Genomic DNA, 25,386 nt, shown 5'->3' on the forward strand with positions numbered 1-25,386 from the left:
AACTGTAAAATAGGAACATTAAATTTTTATAAACTGACGCTAAAATTACTATAAAATCGCTTGAGTATTTGAACATATATTTTTATGCTTATGAATATGAAGGATGGGTAAAGTGAGGATGTAAATGATGTCTATTAAAACAAGGTTTTTATTTTCTTATATTGCTGTAATTCTCGTTTCTATTACACTCATATTAGTCGCGGGATTTTTAATTGTTTTTTCGATAACAGGTGACTTGGAAGCAGTGAAAAATTTCTATAAAAGTTCTTACATTCAAAAGCCGCTTACACCAGAAGAAGAGAATGCCTATCTTGAATTAAAATTAGCGGCAAAGCAACATCAATCTCAATTATTAGATGAATCGTTCGTTTCATCAATTGAAAAAGAAGGCGTGAAAATAATTGTAAGAAAGGGAGAAAACATTTCTTATGCTACAAAGGGTTTTGAAAGATCGACTTTAACAGAAGCCCTTCCGAAATTTGAAGCAGCAAATATTAATAGTCGTGGTACAACGGAACTAGGTGATACATTTTATCGATATGTAAAATTTGATTTTTATTTTGCAGAGAAAGAAGAAGGGAGTATATTTGTACTAAAAAAGCAAAGTTCATTTGTAGATCTTACACAAAAATTATTTCCAATCTTATTCGTATCGCTTTTACTATTAGCTATTTTACTTATTGGGTTATTAAGTTATCTCGTTTCAAGAAGTGTAATAAAACCAATTTTTGTATTGAAAGGCGCAACAGAGAAAATTAAAGAAGGAAATTTAGATTTTCAAATGCCAGTTACATCGCACGATGAAATAGGTCAATTAAATCAAGGATTTGAGGAAATGAGGAAGAAGTTAAAAGAATCGATTGAAGTACAAACGCAGTATGAAGAAAATCGAAAAGAACTTATTTCAAACATATCGCATGATTTAAAAACACCGATTACATCTATTATCGGATATGTAGAAGGAATAAAAGACGGGGTAGCAAATACGCCAGAAAAAATGGATAAGTATTTAACGACAATTCACACGAAGGCAAAACATATGGACACACTCATTGATGAACTCTTTTTGTTTTCGAAGCTCGATTTGAATCGAGTTCCATTCCAATTTGAGACAGTTGAATTAAATACGTTTATGCAAGAATTAATAGAAGAGATGCAGATGGATTTAAGTGAAGAAGGTATAGAAGTTAACTTACAATTACATTCATCGCCATTATATGTAACGGCTGATTGCGAAAAGATAAATAGAGTTATATCAAATTTAATTCATAATAGTGTGAAGTACATGGATAAAGAAGAGAAGAAAATTACTGTAACAGTATCGAGTGATAACAATAAAGTTATTGTGAAAGTGATGGACAATGGATCAGGTATAGAATCTGATACGCTACCGTATATCTTTGAACGTTTTTATCGTGCAGAACAATCGCGAAATTCTAGCACAGGTGGAAGTGGACTTGGTTTAGCAATAGCGAAGCAAATTGTTGAAGAACATGGCGGGGGAATTTGGGCGGAAAGCGAGCTTGGTAAAGGCACAAGCATTTTCTTCTCATTGGAAAAAGTAGAGGAATGTGGTGAGTAAATTGAAAAGAATTTTACTAATAGAAGATGAAGTAAGTATTGCAGAATTACAGCGAGATTATTTAGAAATTAATGATTTCCAAGTTGATGTAGAGCATTCAGGAGAAACAGGTTTACAAATAGCCCTGCAAGAAGAATATGATTTAATTATTTTAGATATTATGCTCCCGAAAATGAACGGATTCGAAATTTGTAAACAAATACGTGCTGTAAAAGATATTCCGATTCTACTTGTTTCAGCAAAAAAAGAAGATATAGATAAAATTCGCGGACTCGGATTAGGAGCGGATGATTATATAACGAAACCGTTTAGCCCAAGCGAATTAGTCGCAAGAGTAAAAGCTCATATTGCTCGTTATGAAAGATTATCAGGAAATGTAAGTAAGCAACGTGATACGTTATATATTCACGGAATTTCTATCGATCAACGAGCGAGGAAAGTTTTTATAAACAATGAAGAAGTGGCATTTACAACGAAGGAATTTGATTTATTAACATTCTTTGTCACACATCCAAACCAAGTATTAAATAAAGAACAGTTATTTGAACGCATTTGGGGATTAGATTCCGCTGGTGATTTAGCCACTGTTGTCGTCCACATTAGAAAGCTACGTGAAAAAATTGAAAGAGATCCTGCCCACCCACAATATATTGAAACAGTATGGGGAGCTGGTTATCGTTTTAATGTGTAGGGAACCTGCCGAGTAATTGGCAGGTTTTTTTGTATGTTATTCGAATGAAAAGGAAGGAATAGGTAATTTATGTTAAAATGTAAAGAGAAACAAAACAGAGGAGAGCATGAGGGGCGTGCTATATGTTGGGGGATATATTAAAAGATAATAAATCAAACAAGGCTTTAAAGATTGGAACTAATATCGTACTTATCTTATTGATTATTGGTGCAATACAAATGTTTTATGATGAAGATTCTACGAATGATCATTTTGGTTGGTTCTTTTTTGCGATCTTTTGGGTAATTAAAAGCATTTCTAGCTCTAAGGTAAGTTTAAAAGATAGAGATAAAAAGTCGGTATTACTTGATGTGGGTTTAGTTGTTATTTCTTGTATTTTTTTAGTTGTTTTTAGTGTGAAATATTTCTTTTGAAAAAAGCTCATAGTCTTATAGAGGCTGTGAGCTTTTTGTTCGAAAATTAGCTTGCGACCTTAACATACTATTTTAGAGTTCCTTGTTGCAATGATTTATAAAATGTTTGAGTAGTAGAAGTAAACTGAGTAGCCTCTTCTAAAAAAGGATAATGGTTGCTGTTTTCAAATGGAATGAAGATAGAATTACGTATCCCATCATGCATCTTGATAGAATACTGAATTGGGCACTGTACATCATATCTTCCGCATATAATAAGTGTCTTTGTTTGGATGGAAGGTAAATACTCTCTTAAATCAAATGAAGGATATTCATTGACGAAAGCATTCATCCGGCTAACGGACATTGTTTTTTTGATTGGTTTACAAAAATAAGAGTTGTAGTTTTCTGGTTTATACAATGATAATTTTGTTCTCTTAGTAGATAGTTCTTTCCGTTCTTCACTTGTAAGGTGAGGGCTTTTTAAGTTTTCGATGAGCTCTTGCATATAATGAAATTGTGAATGTTCGGGATGATAAATGCAAAATGGTGTTTCGGTATAGTTACTTGCTGCAGCTCCTACTACGACTAATGATTGTAAGGAATTTGGATATGTAATCGCATATAAAAGGCCAAGCATACCACCTGTTGAATGACCAGCGAAATGCCATGTTGGAAGTTGTAATGCTTCTCGTATTGCTTCTAAGTCGTGGATTGTTTCAATCATGCTTAATTCGTTTTCTGAATGGGCGGTTACAGAGCGACCAGTATCTCGTAAATTAATGAGAAATACACGATGCGTAGCAGTAAAAACATCCGCAAAGTAATCACCAGTTTCATTAAATTGTGAATAGTGATGTGTAATACAAAGCGATTCGCCATCTCCTTTTGTAAAGAGTTCAAATGTACCACGTTTCGTGTGGATCATTTGTCGTTTCCACATAATATCACGACCTTTTCTCATAAAAGTTGGGCCAGGCTGTTATGAAATGAAAATATATCGGCGCATCTCGAAATATATCAGCGATTATTAAAATATATCGACTTACCGACAGAAACCGACAATAAATAAAAGGAGGCTATTCAAAAACGAGCCTCCTTTTCGTTTAGTACAAAGATTTTGTCATATTATTCCGAATAATTTCAAGGGATTTCGCTACAGTTAATGCATTTTTTTCTTCAATTTCTGGTTTACGGGGGATAGGTTTATACATGTTGTCTGGATCTTCCCATGTGAGGGGAAGTTCTGTTTCTGCTTGTCCTTTCCAAGCTTCAATCCATTCTGGAGGGAGATAACCTGAGATGTTTTGGATGTTGTTCATTTCGAGCCAAATGAGCGCCCATGCTCTTGGTACGACGCGCCAATGGTCATAGCCGCCACCGCCGACAGCGATCCAGCGACCGTCGCAATATTCATTAGCAATTTCACGAGCGAGTTTCGGTATTTCGCGGTAAATATTCATGGTCGCACAAAGGTGTGTAAGTGGGTCGTAGTAATGTGCATCAGCACCATTTTGCGTTAAAATAATATCCGGTTTAAAGTATGCTGCAACTTCTTTTACAACAGTTCGATATGATTCTAAGAACGATTCATCTTCTGTAAAAGCATCGAGTGGAACGTTAAAAGAATAACTATAACCATTACCTTGTCCGCGTTCGTTTACAGCGCCAGTTCCAGGGAATAAATAGCGACCAGTTTCATGTAATGAAATGGTGCATACGTTAGGGTCATCATAAAATGACCACTGTACACCATCACCGTGATGAGCGTCTGTATCAATATATAGGACGCGTAAACCGTATTTCTTCTGAATATACTTCATTGCGATAGAACTGTCGTTATAAATACAAAAGCCAGATGCTTTACCACGGAAGCCATGATGTAAGCCGCCTCCTAAGTTAAGCGCGTGTTTTACTTTTCCGGAAAGAACAGCATCGACAGCTGTTAATGTACCACCAACGAGCAATGCGCTTGCTTCGTGCATATTTGGAAACATCGGTGTATCTTCTGTTCCAAGTCCATATGTCATCGCAATTGATTTTTCTAAATTTCCTTCTCCAGCACGTTTTACCGCATTTATGTACTCCTCTGTATGAACGTAGGCAATCTCTTCATCTGTAGCCATCCGTGGTGAGATGATTTGAGAGGGAGAGATGAAACCGCCCTTTTGTAATAAATCATACGTAAGTGTGACGCGCAGTTGGTTAAAAGGATGATCAGGGCTAAATGAATAGCCCCGAAAGTCATCCGAATAAATAAACGCGCTACTCATGCTTGCATCCCCATGATGTTCGGCCATAATACGCGATAGCCTTCTGCTTCAAGTGCATCAATCACTTTTAGAGGATTCATCGTTTGAATGCGGAAAACAAGTACTTTATCATTCTCGTCTTTTGCTGGATAGACGAGAACGCTCACGATATTTATTTGTAAATCACTAAAAATAGCAACGACTTTTCCAAGAATACCAGGTTCGTTTTTTACTTGAATTTCAATTTGTGAACTCGGTTGATGTGCCCCTGTTAATTTCACTAACGTGTGCAGTACTGTAGATTCTGAGATGATACCAACTAACTTACCAGCCTTTGTAACAGGAAGGCAGCCAATTTTATTTTCAAAAAATAAAGTAGCAATTTCCTCAACGAAATCGAGAGGGTGGCAAGTCATTACAGGATGTTTCATAATAAGTTCAAGCGGTTGCTGTAGCATATCGAGTGAAACTTGTTCATCTAGAATAGACGGACTTGCATCTCTTACATCCCGATCAGAAATAATGCCTACGACGTGATTATTTTGATCGACAATTGGAATGTGCCGAATGCCTTTCGTGCGAATCGTTCGGATTGCTGTTTCGATTGTATCGTTTGGATGTAGTGTAACTACATTTTGATTCATAATTTCTTCTACAATCATTCCAGTTGCCCCCTTTATTAATACATAAAACGATTGTGAAAACGTAGACGATCAAAAGCTTGAATAGAATCCGTATCAACGCGTTTACCGATGCGGACCATTAAACAGTTGGCGGGATGTGAACAAATTTCAGGATCGTCTGTAGCCATCCATTGTAACCCGCCGGCATTCATCATCTTTTCCATTACTTTTCGGTATTCCCACACATTCAATCCTGTTTGTTTCAAATCCCAGTGCCAATAATATTCAGTCGTCAATATAATGTAATCTTCCATATAATCGTCCATCATAGAAACCTCTAGTAAGTTCTTTCCGACAGAACTCCCGCGGAAGGCTGGGACTACTTCAATTGCCCCAAGCTCAATTAAGTTTTCCATTTTTCCTTCTGACCATCGTTCAAGTGGATCAGGATATAAATATGTAACATATCCAACAATCATTTGGTCATGTCTAGCAATAATGAGTCGAGCTTCTGGTAATTTAGAAATTTCGACAATTGCTTTATATTGCTGTTCAGCAGGACGAAATGCAACTAAATCTGGATGAAATTCATACATTTCAAGATTATGTGTAGAGACAGGACCTTCAATAATTAAAGTGCCTTTCGCTGTTTTTAAGTTTCTAGCATTGTATATTTTTTTATGAATCAATGTATTGCTCACCACCTTGAGGGTTTGTGAATCTATTAATATCGTACTTTATAATATATGCGATGTGAATCGAATTTTGTCATTAAAAATTTGTCTAAAAATCAACAAATATACTGAAAATTTTAAATAATATCATTATAATAGATAATAGAATACATAGGAGGGGGATGTAAAGTATGAAAGTAGAAACGCTTCCTGTCATTAAAGGAGAAAATAATTTGCCGAATTATGATGAGGCATACGCGAATTTTAACTGGGAAGAGGTTAATAAAAACTTTACTTGGAATGAAACAGGCCGAGTAAATATGGCGTATGAGGCAATTGATAAGCATGCGAAATCCGATCGAAAGAATAAAGTAGCTCTTTATTATCAAGATGGATCGCGAAAAGAGAAATATACATTTAAGGAAATGAAGGATTTTTCTAATAAAGCAGGGAATGTCCTGAAAAATTATGGCGATGTAGAAAAAGGCGATCGCGTTTTTATTTTTATGCCACGTTCTCCACAGTTATATTTCGCACTTTTAGGTGCAGTGAAATTAGGAGCAATTGTTGGACCGTTATTTGAAGCATTTATGGAAGGTGCGGTTCGCGATCGTTTAGAAGATAGTGAAGCGAAGGTGTTAATTACAACGCCTGAATTGTTAGAGCGTGTACCATTAAATGATTTACCTGCTTTAAAAACAGTTTTCCTTGTTGGAGATAATGTAGAAGAAGGCGGTAAAACGGTAGCGTTCAATCCTTTATTTGAACAAGCTTCAAAAGAATTACATATTGAATGGTTAGGCCGTGAAGATGGTTTAATTCTTCACTATACGTCTGGTTCTACTGGTAAGCCAAAGGGTGTGCTTCATGCGCAAAATGCAATGGTTCAGCATTATCAAACGGCGAAATGGGTATTAGATTTAAAAGAAGATGACGTATATTGGTGCACAGCTGACCCGGGCTGGGTAACGGGAACTGCTTACGGTATTTTCGCACCGTGGTTAGTTGGAGCGTCAAATGTTATTTTAGGTGGACGCTTTAGTCCAGAAGCTTGGTATGAAGCACTGCAAGATTACGGTGTGACGGTTTGGTACAGCGCACCAACAGCGTTCCGTATGTTAATGGGAGCTGGACAAGACGCAATTAAAAAATACGACTTATCACAAGTTCGTCACGTATTAAGCGTTGGTGAGCCGTTAAATCCAGAAGTAATTCGCTGGGGTATGAATGCATTTGGACTTCGTATTCATGATACGTGGTGGATGACAGAAACAGGTGGACAAGTTATTTGTAACTACCCTTGTATGGAAATTCGCCCAGGCTCAATGGGTAAACCAATTCCAGGTGTGAAAGCAGCGATTGTTGATAATGAAGGAAATGAAGTTCCTCCATACACAATGGGTAACTTAGCAATTGCGAAAGGTTGGCCATCTATGATGCGTGCAATCTGGAATAACCAGCAAAAGTATGAATCTTATTTCATGCCGGGAGATTGGTACGTATCAGGTGACTCTGCCTATATGGATGAAGATGGATACTTCTGGTTCCAAGGACGTATTGACGATGTAATTATGACTTCAGGTGAGCGCGTTGGTCCGTTTGAAGTAGAAAGTAAATTAATCGAGCATGCTGCTGTTGCAGAAGCAGGTGTAATTGGTATTCCTGATCCAGTGCGCGGCGAAATTATTAAAGCATTTATCGCACTTCGAGCAGGATACGAACCATCTGATGAATTAAAAGAAGAAATTCGTCAATTTGTAAAGAAAGGCCTAGCAGCTCATGCAGCGCCAAGGCAAATTGAATTTAGAGATAAATTACCGAAAACGAGAAGTGGTAAAATTATGCGCCGCGTATTAAAAGCGTGGGAGTTAAACTTACCAACAGGTGACTTATCAACGATGGAAGATTAAGAGAGGAAGGTCTGAACGAAAATGTTCAGACCTTTTTTTATGTTATTATTAACTTATATATATAAGTTAAAGGGGGGAGTATGATGAAAACAGAAAAAGAAAAGATGATACTAGGAGAAATGTACATACCGGCTGATCCAGTTTTAGTACAAGAAAGAGAGCAAGCACGTATATTAACGAGAAAATTAAATGATACGCCAGAAGAGCAATTAAAAGAGCGTAGCGAAATCGTAAAAGAATTATTTGGAACGACAGGAGATAATATTCATCTTGAATCTTCTTTTAGATGTGATTACGGTTATAACATTCACGTTGGCGAAAATTTTTACGCGAACTTTGACTGTACAATTTTAGACGTATGCCCGGTAACAATCGGAGTGAACTGTATGTTAGCTCCAGGTGTTCACATTTATACAGCAACACACCCGCTTGATCCAGTAGAGCGCATAAGCGGATCAGAATACGGAAAACCAGTTACAATTGGCGATAACGTATGGATTGGCGGAAGAGCAATTATTAATCCAGGTGTAACAATTGGAGACAATGCGGTGATCGCATCTGGTGCTGTCGTAACGAGAGATGTATCTAATAATGTAGTAGTTGGCGGGAATCCCGCAAAGATTATAAAAAAATTAAAATAATATTTGAACGAAGTGTCTTCCTCGTCTGTATACATTTGTGAAAGAATAGATGAGGGAGGCTTTTTTATGTCTAATAAATTACTTCTTGCTTTTGCTTTAATTGGAATTATAGTTGTATTTTCTTGTGGTCTTTTCTTACCGATACCAATTGGATATAGAGTATCAATGCTTACAGCTGGAGCTATAATGGGTGTTCTGTTTTCAATAATTATTCCATTTGATAGAAAACATATAGTACGGAAAAATGGATATAAAATTGATTTTACAAAAACAAAAGTGTATTTTCGCTGGAATGTATTTGATACTATTTCTGTCTGCCTTGCGTTGTATGCATGCATATGTGTGCAAGCGTTAAATATTTTAGTTGCAATGGGATTTACGATTCAAAACCCATATGTGCAATTTTTTACAAATCAATCACAATTGTGGATTTTTATTGCGATTGCATATTTAATTTCCCGTATTTCATTAACGTTAAAAGGAATAAAGGAGATCAAAAATCATGGCGCAGATTGGGATTGAGGAGGAGCTCATGCTTGCGTATCAAAGTGGAGATAAACAAGCGGGAGAAAGACTATATATTTTAATCAAACCAGCGCTATACAAATTTTTATATCGATTTAACCGAGATGAACAATTAAGTATCGATCTTGTGCAAGATACGTTTTTGACGCTAGAGCGTAAGAAACATATGTATGAAATTGAAAAAGGTAAAATAAAAACGTATTTATTTCAAATTGGTTATCGTCTTATGATTAATAAATTAAATAGGAGAAAAAGGTGGCGTACGCTTTTGCCATTTTTAGTGCCGATTCCGGAAAAAGAATTTTCTCACGAAGATCGGCTCACAGTAAGAGAAGCAATTTTGAAAGTTCCAGAAGAGCAAAGAGCGGTCCTAATCCTTTCTTATTATCATGATATGCAGCAAAAAGAAATTGCAGAAATATTAAACATTCCGATTGGAACAGTGAAATCGAGACTTCATAATGGAATAAAGAAATTGAAACAATTGCTGGAGGTGGATGAAATTGAGCGAAAATCCCTTTAAGAGTGAATATAAGTTAAAGCAACATTTAGATAGTGATCATGTAGAAATACCAGACTTTCCAAAAACGGTAAGTCGATTCGATCGATTAATAGGGTTTCTTGGTTCCCCGGCGAAAGATCCTGTGGAGGCGACCATTGGAAATGATTTATCGGTTGTGTTTCATGTATCGTTGTTAGTTGGGGTTCCAATGCTTTCTCTTATTACGATACTCTTTATGGCGTTGTAAAGGATTGGAAAGAAGAGAAATTCCACCTCTATTTGACACGCCTATATAAATGATGGTATAAAGAAAAGTATATGAATAATTGAGCGTGGAAAGGGAGAAGTAGTGATCATTTCCCTGTTTTAGAGAGCTGATGGTCGGTGGAAATCAGCACATAGATGATCGCGAATTACGCCCCTAGAGCATCTTTTTTCGATTGAATTGTATTCAAAAGGGAAAAGACGGTGCTAAGCCGTTATGTAAATAAGGTGGTAGGCTTTTTTGCCTGCAACTAGGGTGGTAACGCGATAATCAAAATCGTCCCTTTGAAGGGGCGATTTTTTTATGTTTTCAACTTTCACGCCAGTAATGAACTTAAAGGAGAGTATGTAGGATATGGGTATTTTACAAGATCTTGAATTTCGCGGTCTAATTAATCAGCAAACAGATGCTGAGGGCCTTGAGCAATTATTAGAAAAAGAAAGCGTTAAATTATACTGTGGTTTCGATCCGACAGCAGATAGCTTACACATTGGTCATATGTTACCAGTATTAATGTTACGTCGTTTCCAATTAGCTGGTCACCAACCAATCGCACTTGTTGGCGGTGGTACTGGTATGATCGGTGATCCAAGTGGTAAAAAAGCAGAGCGTACATTAAATACGAAAGATACAGTTGCTTACTACACAGAAAGCATTAAAAACCAACTTTCAAACTTCTTAGAGTTCGAAAACGTGGACAACCCAGCAACGATGGCTAACAACTATGACTGGCTTGGTAACTTAGATGTAATTTCATTCTTACGCGATATCGGTAAAAACTTCGGTTTGAACTATATGTTAGCAAAAGATACAGTAGCATCTCGTTTAGAAACTGGTATTTCATTCACTGAGTTCAGTTACATGATTTTACAATCATACGACTTCTTAAACTTATACCAACACCATAATTGTCGCCTACAAATCGGTGGTAGTGACCAATGGGGTAACATTACAGCGGGTCTTGAATTAATCCGTAAATCAGAAGAAGATGCGAAAGCATTCGGTTTAACAATTCCACTTGTTACTAAATCTGACGGTACGAAGTTTGGTAAAACAGAAGGTGGCGCAATTTGGTTAGACCCAGAGAAAACAACTCCTTACGAGTTCTACCAATTCTGGATTAACACAGATGACCGCGATGTTGTTAAATACTTAAAATACTTCACATTCTTATCTCATGAAGAAATTCTTGAGCTTGAAAAGCAAGTAGCTGAAGCGCCAGAAAAACGTGCAGCACAAAAAGCATTAGGTTCTGAAATGACAAAACTTGTTCACGGCGAAGAAGCATTAGAGCAAGCGATTAAAATCTCAGCTGCATTATTCAGCGGTTCTGTAGCAGAACTAACTGCAAGCGAAATTGAACAAGGATTCAAAGACGTACCATCTGTAGAACGTACTGCAGAAGATACAGTATTAATCGACTTACTTGTAGAAAGCAAAATCTCTCCATCAAAACGTCAAGCACGTGAAGATGTAACGAACGGCGCAATCTACGTAAACGGTGAGCGTACACAAGCGTTAGACTACGTTGTAACAGAAAACGACCGCATCGAAGGTAAATTTACAATCATTCGCCGCGGTAAGAAGAAATATTTCTTAATTCGTTACTAATAAATAAAAAGCTTTGGGGAAATTCCTCAAAGCTTTTTTTGTTTTAATCTCCTTTTCGAGTTCATACGGAAATCACATGTAAGCGGTATGATAAACGTATAACAATTAGAAAGGAGTGGTAAAACGAAATGTCACTAGAAGCGTTGATTATTTTTTCTTTGCTAAATGCGGGTCAGCTTGCAGAGAATTCGAAGGTGGATGTACATAAAGAGCAGAAAGATGCTTATGTATATGTTCAAAAAGAGGAAAATAAATAATTTTATTTTATATATAAACGAAAAAGCCAATCCATTGGATTGGCTTTTTGTCAGGTTGTTGGAAAAAGAACGTACATTTTTCTCTTTTAAACATTAGCTAAAATTTGATCATAGCACGAAGTAATAAGTGCTTCCAGATCTTTTAAGTCATTAACGTTATCGATAAAAATTCTACTCACTCCCTGTGATTTTGGGGCTTGTTCAACCACAAAATTAGGGCATAGCTGTTTAGTAGCTTCTAAATCGAGTCTTACAACTAAGGATTTTGCATCGCCATCAAGGAAGAGACGTATAAACCATTTTGTGATTACACGATTCATGATACAAAAATAACTAATGGTATCTTTATATTTGAGGTTACTGATATCTCTTTGATGCTCAGTTAAAATCTCTTTAACAATGTTAAATGCGGTTAGTTCATTTTCTGTAGTGAAAACTCTATCTGTTTTGTCTTCTTTGTTAATGTCTTCAATTATTTCGGTAGAAGCAGCTGCAACTAGGCTTGTTTCTATTTTCTCCGATGTTTTTGTTTCTTTTGGTGTTAAACCATCACTGATTATTTCTAATAGTGTTCGATTAATTGCTTTTTTAACGATTGGTCGGAATCGCTCTAAAACGTTATTTGTAATTCTAGTTGAGCTAAAGTCTCTAATTAGAAAACGAAGGAAGTCATCTGAAGGATTTTTAAATAGTTCTTTAATTGTAGAGTTTAAATTGGTCATATAAATAAGCTCTTCAGCATATTTTACGATTTCTTCAGCTTCAAAATTTTCTTTTGTAAAAGTTTCAATCGTTTCAATATCTAAATTAGTTAAATTATTCATGCTGAATGTGAAGAAAGGTTTTTCATCCATCACATTGTCATTTGTTAAATCAGTATAAAACTTGTATTCTACACCATTAGTTAGTACCCCTACTTTGACATCAGGTAAGGCATTGAAATATCTAGATAGTTGCGCATCGTGTTTAAGGAGATTTTCTGTTACAGATTTTGCCTCGATTAAAATAATTGGAACCCCATTTTTAAAAACCGCATAATCGACTTTTTCTCCCTTCTTAGTTCCGAAGTCTGCAACATACTCAGGTCTAACTTCTAAAGGATTAAAAACGTCATAACCTAGTTTTTGAAGAAAAGGAATAATTAATGATTGCTTGGTCATTTCTTCATTAGTTATGTACTCTGTTCGTTCTAAAATTTGGTTAGCTATTTTGTTTATGTCATTTCTGAATTCCATATCAATGTCTCCTCGTTATAAAGTTTAAAAATCTTTAATATTATTGTTATTCCGTGAAAATTCATAATATAACAGAGTTCTTTATGGAAACAGGGAGGTTATTCTTTTTGTTTTAGATGGGAGTATAGGGTATTGGGATTTTTATGTTATGTAGGATATAAAAATAATGGGGGAATTGAAAAAAGCCAATCCACAGGATTGGCTTTTTGTCATTAACGAGAGTAGAACTCTACGATTAATGCTTCGTTGATTTCAGCTGGTAACTCAGCACGCTCAGCGTGACGAGTGTAAGTAGCTTCTAATTTGTCAGCATCGAAAGTTAAGTATTCTGGTACGAAGTTGTTAACTTCGATCGCTTCTTTAACAACAACAAGGCTGTTAGATTTTTCGCGAACGCTGATAGTTTGACCAGGTTTTACACGGTAAGATGGGATATCTACGCGAGCGCCATCAACCATGATGTGACCGTGGTTTACTAATTGGCGAGCTGCACGACGAGTGCGAGCTAAGCCCATACGGTAAACTAAGTTGTCAAGACGAGCTTCAAGAAGGATCATGAAGTTTTCGCCGTGCTTACCAGGCATTTTACCTGCTTGGTCAAATGTGCGACGGAATTGACGCTCAGTCATGCCGTACATGTGACGAAGTTTTTGTTTCTCTTGTAATTGTAAACCGTATTCTGAAAGTTTCTTACGTTGGTTAGGACCGTGAGGACCTGGTGCGTAAGGGCGTTTTTCTAATTCTTTTCCTGTGCCGCTTAGAGAGATTCCAAGACGACGAGACAGTTTCCAAGCTGGACCTGTATAACGAGCCATAGTTGACTCCTCCTTTAAAAATGTTTTTATTTACGTAAAATAAAAACAGACGTAATCGATATTTACGGGCATTTTGTTTTCATGTACCTTCGCTCCAGCAGCAGGGAGTTACGAGATACACCTCCGTAGAGGAACAAAATACAAACGATAAACTCACATTACAAGGCTGCCTTTTTATTTTACACAAACGCTATTATATCTTTTACCCAGAGTTTCGTCAAGCGAGTACGTTTTTGTTTTATGCATATAAATTTTGGAAATTAATATAAGAAGGAATTTAAAACAATATAAAAGAAGAGATAGAAACACAAATAAAACGCTTACGTAAAATATGGTAAAAACGTTCATCAGTTTTTTACTGGTGAATATGCGGTAATAAAAACATAAAGGGGATGTTTTTATGAAAAAGAAGCATATGGAGACAGCGTTAATTCATCACGGTTATACACCTGAGGAACATAAAGGAAGTTTAACACCACCTTTATTTCAAACCTCTACGTTTACATTTGAGACTGCGCAGCAAGGAGAGGCGAGTTTTGCGGGAGTGGATCCATCTTATATTTACTCAAGGCTTGGAAATCCGACTGTGAAATTATTTGAAGAACGTATGGCGGTGTTAGAAGGAGGAGAAGAAGCACTTGCCTTCGGATCTGGTATGGCAGCTATTTCAGCAACTTTAATCGGTTTTTTAAAGGCTGGAGATCATATTATTTGTTCAAATGGATTATATGGGTGTACGTACGGTTTTTTAGAAGTGTTAGAAGAAAAATTTATGATTACGCATTCGTTTTGTGAGATGGAGACAGAGGTTGATATTGAAAATAAAATTCGTCCAAATACAAAGCTTATTTTCGTTGAAACACCGATTAATCCAACAATGAAATTAATCGATTTAAAACAAGTTATTCAGGTTGCGAAGCAAAATGGTTTACTTGTCATTGTTGATAATACGTTTTGTTCACCTTATTTACAAAGACCGCTTGAGCTTGGCTGTGACGCTGTTGTGCATAGTGCGACAAAATATATTGGTGGCCATGGTGACGTTGTAGCGGGTGTAACAATTTGTAAAACGAAAGCGTTAGCTGAAAAGATTCGCCCGATGCGAAAAGATATCGGCGGCATTATGGCGCCGTTTGATGCGTGGTTATTATTACGCGGGTTAAAGACGTTAGCGGTAAGAATGGATCGTCATTGTGATAATGCAGAAAAAATTGTATCGTTCTTAAGAAAACATGATGCGGTAGAAGGTGTTTGGTATCCAGAAGGGGAATTAGCATCTCGTCAAATGAAGCGCGGGGGCGGTGTTATTTCTTTTTCAGTAAAAGGCGGAAAAGAAGAGACGCAAGCATTTATTAATGACCTCCACTTTATTACAATTGCGGTGAGTTTAGGAGATACAGAAACGTTAATTCAGCATCCAGCAACGATGACGCACGCTGCGATTCCAGCTGAACTAAGAAAAGAAATGGGCATTTTCGATAATTTAATACGCTTATCGGTTGGTTTAGAATCTTGGGAGGATATTGTTTCTGATTTAGAGCAAGCATTAAAGAAAATATCTACTGTTAATCAATAAAAAAAGAGTGAGCTATCGGTTTTGTACAGGACGTACTAAATCGATAACTCGCTCTTTTCTTTTTACATATGTTTTAGGAGTGTTTCCACAAACTTTTCTAAATAGCGCTGATCTAATTCATCAAAACGATTCTTTTCAGGACTATCAATGTCAAGTACACCAATGACAGCTCCTTCTTTCACAATCGGTACAACGATTTCTGAATTAGAAGCACTATCGCAAGCGATGTGACCTGGGAATTGGTGAACGTCCGCTACAAGCTGCGTTGTTTTCGTTTCAGCTGCTACGCCGCAAACGCCTCGTCCAAATGGAATGCGTACGCAAGCAGGCATTCCTTGGAACGGTCCAAGGACAAGCTGATTTCCTTCTGTTACGTAAAAGCCAACCCAATTAACGCGATCTAAAAATTGGTTTAATAATGCGGACGCATTTGATAAGTTTGCGACTACGTTTGATTCGCCAGTTAATAACGCATCCAGTTGTTTAATTACTGTCTCATATTGCTGCACGCGAGATCCTGCATAACTTTCTTTAGTAAACATGGAAACAGCTCCTTTTTTATCGAGATGTGTAAAATATTAGCAAAATACGATGTATTTCACATGACTTTGTCGATAGAAAATTAAAGGAATTTGTCTTAAAAGTCAAGAAATTTAAACTATAGCTGTTCATTGAGAGGAAGTGAGCGCATGAAGCAGACGAAACAAAAAGTAATTGATGCGGCAATATCGTTGTTTAATACGAAAGGTTATGATGGAACGTCGGTGCGAGACATTGCAAAGCGAGCGGATGTGAATGTAGCGAATATTTCATATTATTTTGCTGGGAAGCAAGGTTTATTAGAACAGCTTATTACTGATTTTTTAGAAGGGTATATTCATGTGATTGAAATTTCGTTTGAACAGAGAGAATATTTGTCGGCTAAAGATGTGATGGTGCAAATGGTGCGTGGGATGTTACGATATCAATTTGAAAATAGAGAACTAACACGTTTCTTCTACCGAGAGCTTTCGCTTGATACGACATTAATTCGTGAAGTGATGACCGTTTATTTTTCTAAAGAAAGATATTATATAGAGCAAATTATTAGACAAGGACAAATGAAACAAGAATTTCAGAAAGTATCATTTACAATGTTTATGACGCAATTAAAAGGTATGATAAATATGCCGTTTTTATATCCACAATATATATCAGAAGTACTGCATTCTTTCCCGTCTGAGACATTTTTCATAGAAATGTACACGAAAGAGATTGAGCAATGGATGGAACAAGCATTATGTAAAGCAAATATGTACCATGAATGGCCAAGAGCTGTTCATATGTGAAGAATCCCCACCTAACGAACTGAGGTGGGGATTTTTATGTTTACTTTTCTTTGCCATAAATTGTTACATAATAGCGCGATAATTGTTAATGCAGCTCCAGCAATTTCGATTTTATCGACTGTATAACCTCGAAAGATAGAACCAATCAGGGCAAGGATAGGGACTAAATTCATAAATAATATGCCGTTAATAGATGAAATATAGCGATTTCCCATATTCCAGCAAAATACAGCGATAACTCCTGCGATAATCGACATATAAAGGAGCTCAAAACGAACGCTCACAACTGTACGCAGTGACGGCATAGTAACTATATTTGTGTACGTTAAGAAAGTAACAATAACGATGAGTGAAATTGAGCCAAATAAACAAGTCAATGTCGTATATCGAAGTGGTGACCAAGATTGAAAACGAGCACCCCCGTTTGTATAAATGACCCAGCAAGTAACACCGCATAGCATTAATATATTTGTCGATAAGTGACTTGCAGCTCCAAATAATAAGTGAATATTTCCTTTTGAAATGACAAGCATAACACCGAGTAATGCAACGAACATACAAAGAAATGTGTAGTTTTGAGGGCGACGATTTTTCGTTATCCATTGCAGTGATAAGGCGATTAGAGGCATAAGGGACTGAATCATAGCTGCATGAATTGCTCCAGAAGGCCCGGCAAGTTGTTGTCCGTAGAAAACGAGAAAACCATATCCTGCGAAACCGACTGTCCCATAAAAGAACAGAGAAAGTGTTCTTTTTTCTAAGCGGAGTGAAGTCTTCCCTTCAGTAATTAATAGCAAAATAAGAAAAATAATAGCTGCTGATCCATAGCGAATCGTTGTGAAGAAGAACGGATCGATAAATTGCAGGGCATTTGCCATTACAGGAAACATAAATCCCCAGGCAGTTACGGCGAGTAAGCATAGAAAGGATCCGAGTAGCATTTGTTTTTTGTTCAAGAGTATCTTTCCCCTTTACATTTCGTTATAGTAAGTTGATGAAATAAGTATAAAGAGTAATTGTTTATAGGAGGAAATATCGATTTCTTATAACGGTTATAACTTTTTGTTAGAGGTGTGTACGATGGATTTGGAGGCAGTACGATCGTTTATCGAAGTGAAGCATACGCGAAGTTTATCAAAGGCAAGTAAGATTTTACATATATCTCAACCAGCGCTTAGTAAGCAAATTCAAAAGTTAGAAGCGGATTTAGAGGTTACTTTACTTAAGCGTTCTGCGCAAGGAGTGGAGTTAACGGAGGCAGGAGAGTTATTTATAAAAAGAATGCTACCGATTTTGGAACAAATAAATGAAGTGAAAACAGAAATGAGGAGGTATCAAGAGAACCGAAAGTTTTCAATTGGTATACTACCGAGTTTAGCAGAGCATTACATATTAGAGTGTAAAGATGTATTAGGTGATGAGTTCGAAGTAGAGTGGCAAATCGGACATACGGAAGTATTAAGAGATTTATTTAAAGCGCGGGAGATTGACGCGATGTTCATCGATTCAGTAGTAGAAGGTGCTACGTATATAAAAGAAGTGCAACAAGAGAAAATTGTTTGTGCCATTTCAAATAATCATCCGTATAAAGAGAAGAAAGTCATTCAAATAGAAGAGCTGCAAAATGAAAAATTAATTGTATATCCAGAAATATGCGATGTAAGGAAAATGATTATGAACATGTTTCATGAGATAGGTGTAAAACCAACTATAGCTGTGGAAACATCTTACGCAGAACCGATGCTTGCAATGGTAAAAGCTGGCCTTGGCATCACTTTACTTCCAGAAAGGGCAGTAGAGCAGTCTGTAAGGCAGGGAAATTTACATGGAATTTCTGTTGAACCACCACTCATGCGGAAAATTTATTTCGCATCTCATACGAAAGATTGTTTGTTATTACAATCATTTGAGGATAGGTAGTGAGGTAGGCGGAATATTGAGAAAGATTACAATCGCATTGAAAGAAACATGAAATTTTAAAAAAAACTAGGTCAAAAACAAGCCATTACATGGTATGATTAGTACATTGTTAGTTGTTAAATATAGGGGAATTCCCTTTTTATACATAATGCCTTCCATTTCATAAACGGAACGGACAAAAAAAGAGATATAACTAGGAGGCTTTTTTGCATGGATTCTATCCTGACGATCGTTATCATTGTAGTAAGCTCTATTCTAGTGCTGCTCATGATAGAGCTTGTGATAAGAAATCGTTCATATAAAGATATTGAAGCACTGGAGCAGTGGAAACAAGAGATAAAAGATAAACCTGTGGCAGATGAACTAAAACGGGTAAAAGATTTAAACATGACGGGTCAAACAGAAGAACTGTTTGGTAAATGGCGTGAAGAATGGGATGAAATTGTATCAACAACCCTTCCGAAAGCTGACAAAGATTTAGCGCAAGCGCGAAAATTCGCCTCGCAATTCTCCTTCCGAAAAGCAAAGCATGCGATGAACGAATCCATAAGTGGTTTAGATGACGCTGATAATCGTATTACAGGTGTTTTAAATGAATTACAGCAATTGTTAGAAAGCCATGAGAAAAATAGCTCGGAAATTGAAGGGTTACGTGATACATATCGTAGTATGAAAAAGAGTGTTCTTGCTCATAGACATATGTATGGAGCAGCAGAGCAGAAAATCGAAGAGATGCTAGACGCTGAATCTAATAAATTTAAAAGCTTTGAAGAAGCAACAGATAATGGTGACTACTTAAAAGCGAGAGAAATTGTTATTAGTTTAGAAGAAGGTTTAGCAAGTTTAGAAATCATTATTCACCAAATTCCAGATTTATTAGTAGAGTGTCAAGCGACGCTACCAGTTCAACTGGAAGATTTATTACAGGGTCATAATGATATGGTAAGACAAGGTTATGTATTAGAGTATTTGGAAATCCCTAAAGAAGTTCGTGATATGACGACACAACTAAACACATGTTTAATGGATATACAGGAGCTTCATATAACAGAAGCGGCTGAAAAAGTGGAAGACTTAAAAACTCGTTTAGATGGTTTCTATGATCAACTTGAGCAAGAGGTGCATGCGAGACATTATGTGGAGCAAAAAACACTTTCTGTTTATGAAGACTTAGAAGAAATACGTATCGAAACGATTGAAACGAAAACAGAAACACAACTTGTGAAACAAAGCTATCAATTGCAAGATAAGGATATTGAATCTCAAAAAGTAATTGAAAAGCAAATGCACATTTTAACGAAACGTTTTGAAATGCTACAATTACGCGTTGCTGAACAAGATATTGCCTTCTCTATTATTCGTGAGGAACTAGAAGAGGTTTATGAGCAATGTGAAACGTTAAAAGTACTTCATGCAGAATATAAAGAAATGCTGCAAACGATGCGTAAAGAAGAATTTGAAGCGCGTGAGAAGTTACAAGAAATGCGAAATACTATTTTCGAAACGAAACGCTTTATGCAAAAGTCGAATTTGCCAGGTCTTCCAGAGAGTATTATGGAAGATTTAAAAAGAGGGCAAATGGCAATGCAAGCTGTATATGAACAATTAGAAGTAAAGCCGTTAAATATGAACGCTGTAAATAGCAGTTTAGAAGAAGCATACACAACTGTGAACGGTGTAGCTGAAATGACAGAAGAATTAATTGGACAAGCGTATTTAGTTGAAAAATTAATTCAATACGGTAACCGTTACCGCAGTCATGATGAAAGCCTTGCAGAAAGCTTAAATTATGCGGAGAAATTATTCCGTGAATATCAATACGATGCAGCTTTAGAACAAGCCGCTTCTGTACTAGAGCAACTTGAACCTGGTGTTGTTCAAAAAATAGCTGAATATGTAGACAATGAACAAACCCTTTCATAAAAGGGTTTGTTTTTTTGTGTAATTTTGCAGGCGATGTTGCTATAATGAATAGCGGAATACAGTAAGGTTATTCGTTTCAAAATAAAGTGAAACTGTAATCAGTGGGGGTATCTCACTAATTATTATTCACTAATCGGGATAAAACGGAACCTTTGCGTAGTCTTAGCGTAATGACACGTATTTATGATATGATTATATGATGTGATAGCGCTGAAAGGGGAAGAACGATGATCTATTTTGATAATAGTGCGACGACGAAGCCATATCCAGAAGCTCTTCAATCGTACGTGACGGTTGCTGGGAAATATTTTGGTAATCCTTCTTCTATTCATTCGCTTGGAGGAGAGGCAGAGCGTCTATTAACACAATCAAGAACGATTGCAGCGCAGCTTCTTCACGTTAAACCTTCTGAAATTATTTTCACATCAGGTGGAACGGAAGGGAACAACCTTGCGATTAAAGGGATAGCGATGAGGAATCGTTCGCGCGGCAAACATATCATTACAACAAATATTGAACACGCGTCTGTGTTTGAGGCATATAAGCAATTAGAAGAACTCGGATTTGATGTAACATATTTACCGGTTAACGAGCACGGTGTCGTATCGGTAGAGGATGTAAAACGAGCACTTCGTGAAGATACGATTCTTGTGTCAATTATTCATGTGAACAACGAAACTGGAGCAATTCAGCCCGTTGCTGAAATTGGAACGTTATTATCGAATCATCCGAAAATAAGATTCCATGTAGATCATGTACAAGGGATAGGAAAAGTACCGCTTGATTTATATGCTTCTCATATTGATCTTTGCTCAATATCTGGACATAAATTCCACAGTGTAAAAGGAACGGGTCTTCTTTATATACGTGATGGCGTAAGATTAGATCCGATTTTATCAGGTGGTCAACAAGAGCTTAAGTATCGCTCTGGTACAGAGAATTTACCTGGCATTGTAGCGATGGTGAAAGCACTTCGCATGACAATGGAACAAGTGAAAGAAAAGGTAGCTCATTTGCAAAGTTTACAAGCAGAGCTTGTCAGCTTCTTTAAAGAGATGGAAGATGTGACGATTAATACATCGCTTGCATATGCAGCACCGCACATTTTAAATGTATCATTTGTTGGTTTAAAACCAGAAGTAGTCGTTCATGCTTTAGAAGAGCACGGTGTATATGTATCGACGAAGTCTGCTTGTTCTTCAAAAGCAAATGAAGTGAGCAGAGTGTTAGTGTCAATGGGAGTGCCGCATGCAGCAGCTGCAAGTGCTATTCGTATTAGTTTGGCACCAGACAACACGATGGAAGAAGTAAAACAATTTGAAGGTATTGTAAAAGAGACGATGCCAAAATTATATGAAGTGATGAGGTAAAGAAATATGATGACATATGAATATATTTTAGTGCGTTACGGAGAAATGACGACAAAAGGTAAAAACCGTTCTAAATTTGTAAGCACATTAAAAGATAACGTGAAGTTCAAACTGAAAAAGTTCCCAAATATTAAAATTGATGCAACGCATGACCGTATGTACATCCAGTTAAATGGTGAAGATCATGAAGCAATCTCTGAAAGATTGAAAGACGTATTTGGTATTCATAAGTTTAACTTAGCGATGAAAGTACCATCAGAATTAGAAGACATTAAAAAAGGTGCATTAGCAGCGTTCTTACAAGTAAAAGATGATGTGAAAACATTTAAAATTACAGTGCACCGTTCTGATAAGCGCTTCCCAATGAAGACGATGGAGTTACTTCCAGAAATCGGTGGGCACATTTTAGAAAATACAGAGGATATCACAGTAGACGTCCATAATCCAGATGTGAATGTACGTGTAGAAATTCGCAGTGGTTACAGCTATATTATGTGTGGTGAGCACATGGGAGCTGGCGGTTTACCAGTTGGCGTTGGCGGCAAAGTAATGGTACTTCTTTCTGGTGGTATTGATAGCCCAGTAGCAGCGTACTTAACGATGAAACGCGGCGTATCTGTGGAAGCAGTTCACTTCCATAGCCCACCTTTCACAAGTGAGCGTGCAAAACAAAAAGTAATCGATTTAGCACAAGAGTTAACGAAATACTGTAAACGTGTAACGCTTCACCTTATTCCGTTTACAGAAGTGCAAAAAACGATTAATAAAGAAATCCCATCTAGCTATTCAATGACGGTTATGCGCCGTATGATGATGCGTATTACAGAGCAGATTGCTGAGGAGCGTAATGCACTTGCAATCACAACTGGTGAAAGTCTTGGACAAGTAGCAAGCCAAACATTAGATAGTATGCATACGATTAACGAAGTAACAAACTACCCAGTTATTCGTCCGCTTATTACGATGGATAAATTAGAAATTATTAAAATTGCTGAAGAAATCGGCACGTATGATATTTCAATTCGTCCATACGAAGATTGCTGTACAGTATTCACACCAGCTAGCCCGGCGACGAAGCCGAAGCGTGAAAAAGCAAATCGATTTGAAGCGAAATACGATTTCACACCGTTAATCGAACAAGCTGTAGCGAACAAAGAAACAATGGTATTACAAACAGTTGAAGTAGTGGCGGAAGAAGAAAAATTCGAAGAACTTTTCTAAAACCATAAATTACCATATCTAAAATGTGTATGAAGTCATGTTATTTATCACACTCTATACTCACAAGGAGGTGATATAACATGGCACGTAGCACAAATAAATTAGCGGTTCCTGGTGCTGAATCAGCATTAGACCAAATGAAATACGAAATCGCTCAAGAGTTTGGTGTTCAACTTGGAGCGGATGCAACATCTCGCGCTAACGGTTCTGTTGGTGGCGAAATTACAAAACGTCTAGTTTCACTAGCTGAGCAACAATTAGGCGGTTTCCAAAAATAATCCCATATACGATGGCTTAGAAAGAGCGGGTTTTCCCGCTCTTTCTTTTTGTTGTTCATATTAGTATAAATTCATTTCGACAAAAGCATAAAAAAATTGTCAAAAGAAGAGGGTTCAAAATTTACTGAAAATTCTTTATTATATAAGGGAGGCATAAAGAAAAAGGAGGATGTTTATGAAGAGAGAGGAATTGTTGGCACCACCATCTTATAATTTAGTTTCAGAAATAGAGAAATATACAGACGATAAAGAGAAGCTTGCTTTAATTTGGCAAGATGATAAAGGGAATAGACGAGAAGTTACATATTTTGAATTAATGCAAGGTGCAAATAAAATTGGAAACGCTTTTATAAAAAGTGGCTTACAAAAAGGGGACAAGCTCCTTATTATGATGCCGCGCTTAATTGAGGCTTACATGACGTATATTGCTGCGATTAAAGCAGGATTTGTTGTAATTCCGAGTTCGGAAATGTTGCGTAAAAAAGATATCGAATATCGAATTGGACATGGCGAAGTAAAAGCGATAGTAAGCTATGAGCCGTACATTGGACAGTTTGATGATATAGAAGCAATGGAATCTCTTCAAAAATTCGTCCTGAGCGAGCAGTCAGTAGACGGATGGATCAATTTAAAAACAGCATTAGAAACAGAAAGTGACATGTTAGAAATGGCGAAAACAGATAAAGAAGATATGGTCTTTTTATCTTACACGTCAGGGACGACAGGAAACCCGAAAGGTGTCGTTCATACGCACGCGTGGGCATACGCTCATTTACGTACAAGCGCCCCAAATTGGCTCGGAATTGAAGAGAATGATGTTGTATGGGCAACGGCTAGTCCAGGGTGGCAAAAGTGGATTTGGAGCCCGTTTTTAGCAACTCTCGGTTCAGGGGCAACAGGATTTGTGTACAACGGCAAGTTTGAACCGAAAACGTATTTAAATTTATTAGACGATAATAAGGTGAATGTGCTTTGTTGTACACCGACTGAGTATAGATTAATGGCAAAGGTAGAAGATTTAAGTCAGTACAATTTAGAGGCGTTACATAGCGCTGTATCCGCAGGTGAGCCGTTAAATAGAGAAGTCATTGGAACATTCCAAAAGCACTTTGATATTACAGTAAGAGACGGCTATGGGCAAACGGAAAATACACTACTTGTTGGTGTAATGAAAGGGATGGATATTAGACCAGGATCAATGGGGAAACCAACGCCAGGTAACCACGTCGATATCGTAAATGAGGAAGGTATTCCAGTTAAAGTAGGCGAAGTTGGTGATATTGCAGTTCACATTGAAACGCCGGCACTCTTTAAACAATATTATAAAGACGATGAGCGTACAGCGATGCAATTCCGCGGTGATTATTATATTACAGGTGATAAAGCGAAGAAAGATGAAGACGGCTACTTCTGGTTTGAAGGGCGCGGTGATGATATCATTATTAGCTCTGGTTATACAATCGGGCCGTTTGAAGTAGAGGATGCGCTTGTAAAACATCCTTACGTAAGAGAATGTGCGGTTGTCGCAAGTCCTGATGAAATTCGCGGAAGTGTCGTGAAGGCATTTATCGTATTAAGAGAGAATATAGAAAAGAACGAAGAAATATTAATTCCAACACTCCAACAACACGTCAAAGAACTCACTGCACCATATAAATACCCTCGCAAAATTGAATTTGTAGATGAGCTACCAAAAACGATTTCTGGAAAAATTCGCCGTATTGAACTTAGAAAACAAGAGATGGAGATTCCGTCAAAATAATTTTGAAAACAGTGAAGTAAATAGTTGAATGAA

Annotated in this window: 26 protein-coding genes and 1 other annotated feature; of the genes, 18 read left to right on the forward strand and 8 right to left on the reverse strand. The window is 37.0% G+C overall.

Annotation, left to right across the window (positions count from 1 at the left end; all coding sequences use genetic code 11):
* The first annotated feature begins 127 nt into the window (after nt 1–127).
* The 3 genes from CQ064_RS04980 (at nt 128) to CQ064_RS04990 (ending at nt 2,686) form a co-directional block, all read left to right on the forward strand.
* Nucleotides 128–1,582 carry a HAMP domain-containing sensor histidine kinase gene (locus CQ064_RS04980; protein ID WP_000023856.1) on the forward strand — a complete coding sequence of 485 codons (1,455 nt, stop codon included), beginning with the start codon at nt 128–130 and terminating at the stop codon, nt 1,580–1,582.
* Between the two features lies 1 nt (nt 1,583).
* Nucleotides 1,584–2,273 carry a response regulator transcription factor gene (locus CQ064_RS04985; protein WP_003271808.1) on the forward strand — a complete coding sequence of 230 codons (690 nt, stop codon included), beginning with the start codon at nt 1,584–1,586 and terminating at the stop codon, nt 2,271–2,273.
* Nucleotides 2,274–2,395: 122 nt separating this feature from the next.
* A complete protein-coding gene (locus CQ064_RS04990) occupies nt 2,396–2,686 on the forward strand; it encodes a hypothetical protein (RefSeq protein WP_000900160.1) in 291 nt (96 codons plus the stop codon).
* A gap of 67 nt (nt 2,687–2,753) precedes the next feature.
* Here the strand turns inward: CQ064_RS04990 and CQ064_RS04995 are convergent, their stop codons facing one another.
* The 4 genes from CQ064_RS04995 to acuA form a co-directional block, all read right to left on the reverse strand.
* Nucleotides 2,754–3,629 carry an alpha/beta fold hydrolase gene (locus CQ064_RS04995; protein ID WP_003271811.1) on the reverse strand — a complete coding sequence of 292 codons (876 nt, stop codon included), beginning with the start codon at nt 3,627–3,629 and terminating at the stop codon, nt 2,754–2,756.
* A gap of 142 nt (nt 3,630–3,771) precedes the next feature.
* A complete protein-coding gene (gene acuC / locus CQ064_RS05000; protein ID WP_000092829.1) occupies nt 3,772–4,938 on the reverse strand; it encodes an acetoin utilization protein AcuC in 1,167 nt (388 codons plus the stop codon).
* A complete protein-coding gene (locus CQ064_RS05005; protein ID WP_000634583.1) occupies nt 4,935–5,579 on the reverse strand; it encodes an acetoin utilization AcuB family protein in 645 nt (214 codons plus the stop codon). Before CQ064_RS05005 ends, acuC begins: the two co-directional genes overlap by 4 nt.
* 17 nt (nt 5,580–5,596) lie before the next feature.
* Nucleotides 5,597–6,229: an acetoin utilization protein acetyltransferase AcuA gene (gene acuA, locus CQ064_RS05010; RefSeq protein ID WP_000581393.1), complete on the reverse strand. Its 633-nt coding sequence runs from the start codon at nt 6,227–6,229 to the stop codon at nt 5,597–5,599.
* Between the two features lie 176 nt (nt 6,230–6,405).
* Between acuA and acsA the strand changes: the two genes are divergently transcribed.
* The 7 genes from acsA to CQ064_RS05045 all read left to right on the forward strand — a co-directional run bounded on the left by acsA (nt 6,406) and on the right by CQ064_RS05045 (nt 11,925).
* Nucleotides 6,406–8,124 carry an acetate--CoA ligase gene (acsA, locus tag CQ064_RS05015; protein WP_000862058.1) on the forward strand — a complete coding sequence of 573 codons (1,719 nt, stop codon included), beginning with the start codon at nt 6,406–6,408 and terminating at the stop codon, nt 8,122–8,124.
* 80 nt (nt 8,125–8,204) lie between these two features.
* Nucleotides 8,205–8,765, forward strand: a complete 561-nt coding sequence (locus CQ064_RS05020) for a maltose acetyltransferase domain-containing protein (protein WP_003271816.1) — start codon at nt 8,205–8,207, stop codon at nt 8,763–8,765.
* A gap of 66 nt (nt 8,766–8,831) precedes the next feature.
* A complete protein-coding gene (locus CQ064_RS05025) occupies nt 8,832–9,287 on the forward strand; it encodes a hypothetical protein (RefSeq protein ID WP_000066427.1) in 456 nt (151 codons plus the stop codon).
* Complete coding sequence (locus tag CQ064_RS05030) at nt 9,268–9,813, forward strand: RNA polymerase sigma factor (protein ID WP_000057196.1); 546 nt, start codon at nt 9,268–9,270, stop codon at nt 9,811–9,813. The genes CQ064_RS05025 and CQ064_RS05030 overlap by 20 nt, the downstream gene beginning before the upstream one ends.
* Entirely contained in the window at nt 9,794–10,039 is a 246-nt protein-coding gene (locus CQ064_RS05035; RefSeq protein ID WP_001293786.1) for a hypothetical protein, read from the forward strand. The genes CQ064_RS05030 and CQ064_RS05035 overlap by 20 nt, the downstream gene beginning before the upstream one ends.
* 77 nt (nt 10,040–10,116) lie before the next feature.
* Nucleotides 10,117–10,344 (forward strand) — a binding site (T-box leader).
* 67 nt (nt 10,345–10,411) lie between these two features.
* Complete coding sequence (gene tyrS / locus CQ064_RS05040; RefSeq protein ID WP_000512081.1) at nt 10,412–11,668, forward strand: tyrosine--tRNA ligase; 1,257 nt, start codon at nt 10,412–10,414, stop codon at nt 11,666–11,668.
* Between the two features lie 128 nt (nt 11,669–11,796).
* Nucleotides 11,797–11,925 (forward strand): hypothetical protein, encoded by a 129-nt coding sequence (locus CQ064_RS05045; RefSeq protein ID WP_000050944.1) that lies wholly within the window; start codon nt 11,797–11,799, stop codon nt 11,923–11,925.
* Between the two features lie 86 nt (nt 11,926–12,011).
* On the opposite strand, the gene CQ064_RS05050 is transcribed toward CQ064_RS05045, so the two are convergent.
* Both CQ064_RS05050 and rpsD read right to left on the reverse strand, forming a co-directional pair.
* Complete coding sequence (locus CQ064_RS05050) at nt 12,012–13,160, reverse strand: type I restriction endonuclease (RefSeq protein WP_000395713.1); 1,149 nt, start codon at nt 13,158–13,160, stop codon at nt 12,012–12,014.
* A gap of 212 nt (nt 13,161–13,372) precedes the next feature.
* Nucleotides 13,373–13,975, reverse strand: coding sequence for a 30S ribosomal protein S4 (gene rpsD / locus CQ064_RS05055; RefSeq protein WP_000135315.1), 603 nt, complete (start codon nt 13,973–13,975; stop codon nt 13,373–13,375).
* Nucleotides 13,976–14,375: 400 nt separating this feature from the next.
* Here rpsD and megL point away from each other — a divergent pair, with 400 nt between their 5' ends.
* Nucleotides 14,376–15,551, forward strand: coding sequence for a methionine gamma-lyase (gene megL / locus CQ064_RS05065; protein WP_000726576.1), 1,176 nt, complete (start codon nt 14,376–14,378; stop codon nt 15,549–15,551).
* A 62-nt stretch (nt 15,552–15,613) separates the two neighbouring features.
* Here megL and CQ064_RS05070 read toward each other — a convergent pair whose 3' ends face one another.
* Nucleotides 15,614–16,093, reverse strand: a complete 480-nt coding sequence (locus tag CQ064_RS05070) for a GAF domain-containing protein (protein WP_000494337.1) — start codon at nt 16,091–16,093, stop codon at nt 15,614–15,616.
* A gap of 147 nt (nt 16,094–16,240) precedes the next feature.
* On the opposite strand from CQ064_RS05070, the gene refZ reads away from it, so the two are divergent.
* A complete protein-coding gene (gene refZ / locus CQ064_RS05075) occupies nt 16,241–16,879 on the forward strand; it encodes a forespore capture DNA-binding protein RefZ (protein WP_000814914.1) in 639 nt (212 codons plus the stop codon).
* A gap of 11 nt (nt 16,880–16,890) precedes the next feature.
* On the opposite strand, the gene CQ064_RS05080 is transcribed toward refZ, so the two are convergent.
* On the reverse strand, nt 16,891–17,835 hold the full coding sequence (locus tag CQ064_RS05080) for a DMT family transporter (RefSeq protein ID WP_001036053.1): 945 nt from the start codon (nt 17,833–17,835) through the stop codon (nt 16,891–16,893).
* Nucleotides 17,836–17,959: 124 nt separating this feature from the next.
* On the opposite strand from CQ064_RS05080, the gene CQ064_RS05085 reads away from it, so the two are divergent.
* The 6 genes from CQ064_RS05085 (at nt 17,960) to mbcS (ending at nt 25,353) form a co-directional block, all read left to right on the forward strand.
* Nucleotides 17,960–18,799, forward strand: a complete 840-nt coding sequence (locus tag CQ064_RS05085) for a LysR family transcriptional regulator (RefSeq protein WP_000362538.1) — start codon at nt 17,960–17,962, stop codon at nt 18,797–18,799.
* A 210-nt stretch (nt 18,800–19,009) separates the two neighbouring features.
* Nucleotides 19,010–20,722: a septation ring formation regulator EzrA gene (gene ezrA / locus CQ064_RS05090; protein WP_000377317.1), complete on the forward strand. Its 1,713-nt coding sequence runs from the start codon at nt 19,010–19,012 to the stop codon at nt 20,720–20,722.
* A 227-nt stretch (nt 20,723–20,949) separates the two neighbouring features.
* Nucleotides 20,950–22,092, forward strand: a complete 1,143-nt coding sequence (locus CQ064_RS05095; RefSeq protein WP_000638976.1) for a cysteine desulfurase family protein — start codon at nt 20,950–20,952, stop codon at nt 22,090–22,092.
* Between the two features lie 6 nt (nt 22,093–22,098).
* Nucleotides 22,099–23,313, forward strand: coding sequence for a tRNA uracil 4-sulfurtransferase ThiI (gene thiI / locus CQ064_RS05100; protein ID WP_000989275.1), 1,215 nt, complete (start codon nt 22,099–22,101; stop codon nt 23,311–23,313).
* Between the two features lie 80 nt (nt 23,314–23,393).
* Nucleotides 23,394–23,591 carry an alpha/beta-type small acid-soluble spore protein gene (locus CQ064_RS05105; protein WP_000124490.1) on the forward strand — a complete coding sequence of 66 codons (198 nt, stop codon included), beginning with the start codon at nt 23,394–23,396 and terminating at the stop codon, nt 23,589–23,591.
* A gap of 175 nt (nt 23,592–23,766) precedes the next feature.
* Entirely contained in the window at nt 23,767–25,353 is a 1,587-nt protein-coding gene (mbcS, locus tag CQ064_RS05110) for an acyl-CoA synthetase MbcS (protein WP_000817727.1), read from the forward strand.
* Nucleotides 25,354–25,386: the final 33 nt, after the last annotated feature.

The sequence above is a fragment of the Bacillus sp. MYb78 genome, assembly GCF_002975115.1.
Lineage (GTDB): Bacteria > Bacillota > Bacilli > Bacillales > Bacillaceae_G > Bacillus_A > Bacillus_A cereus.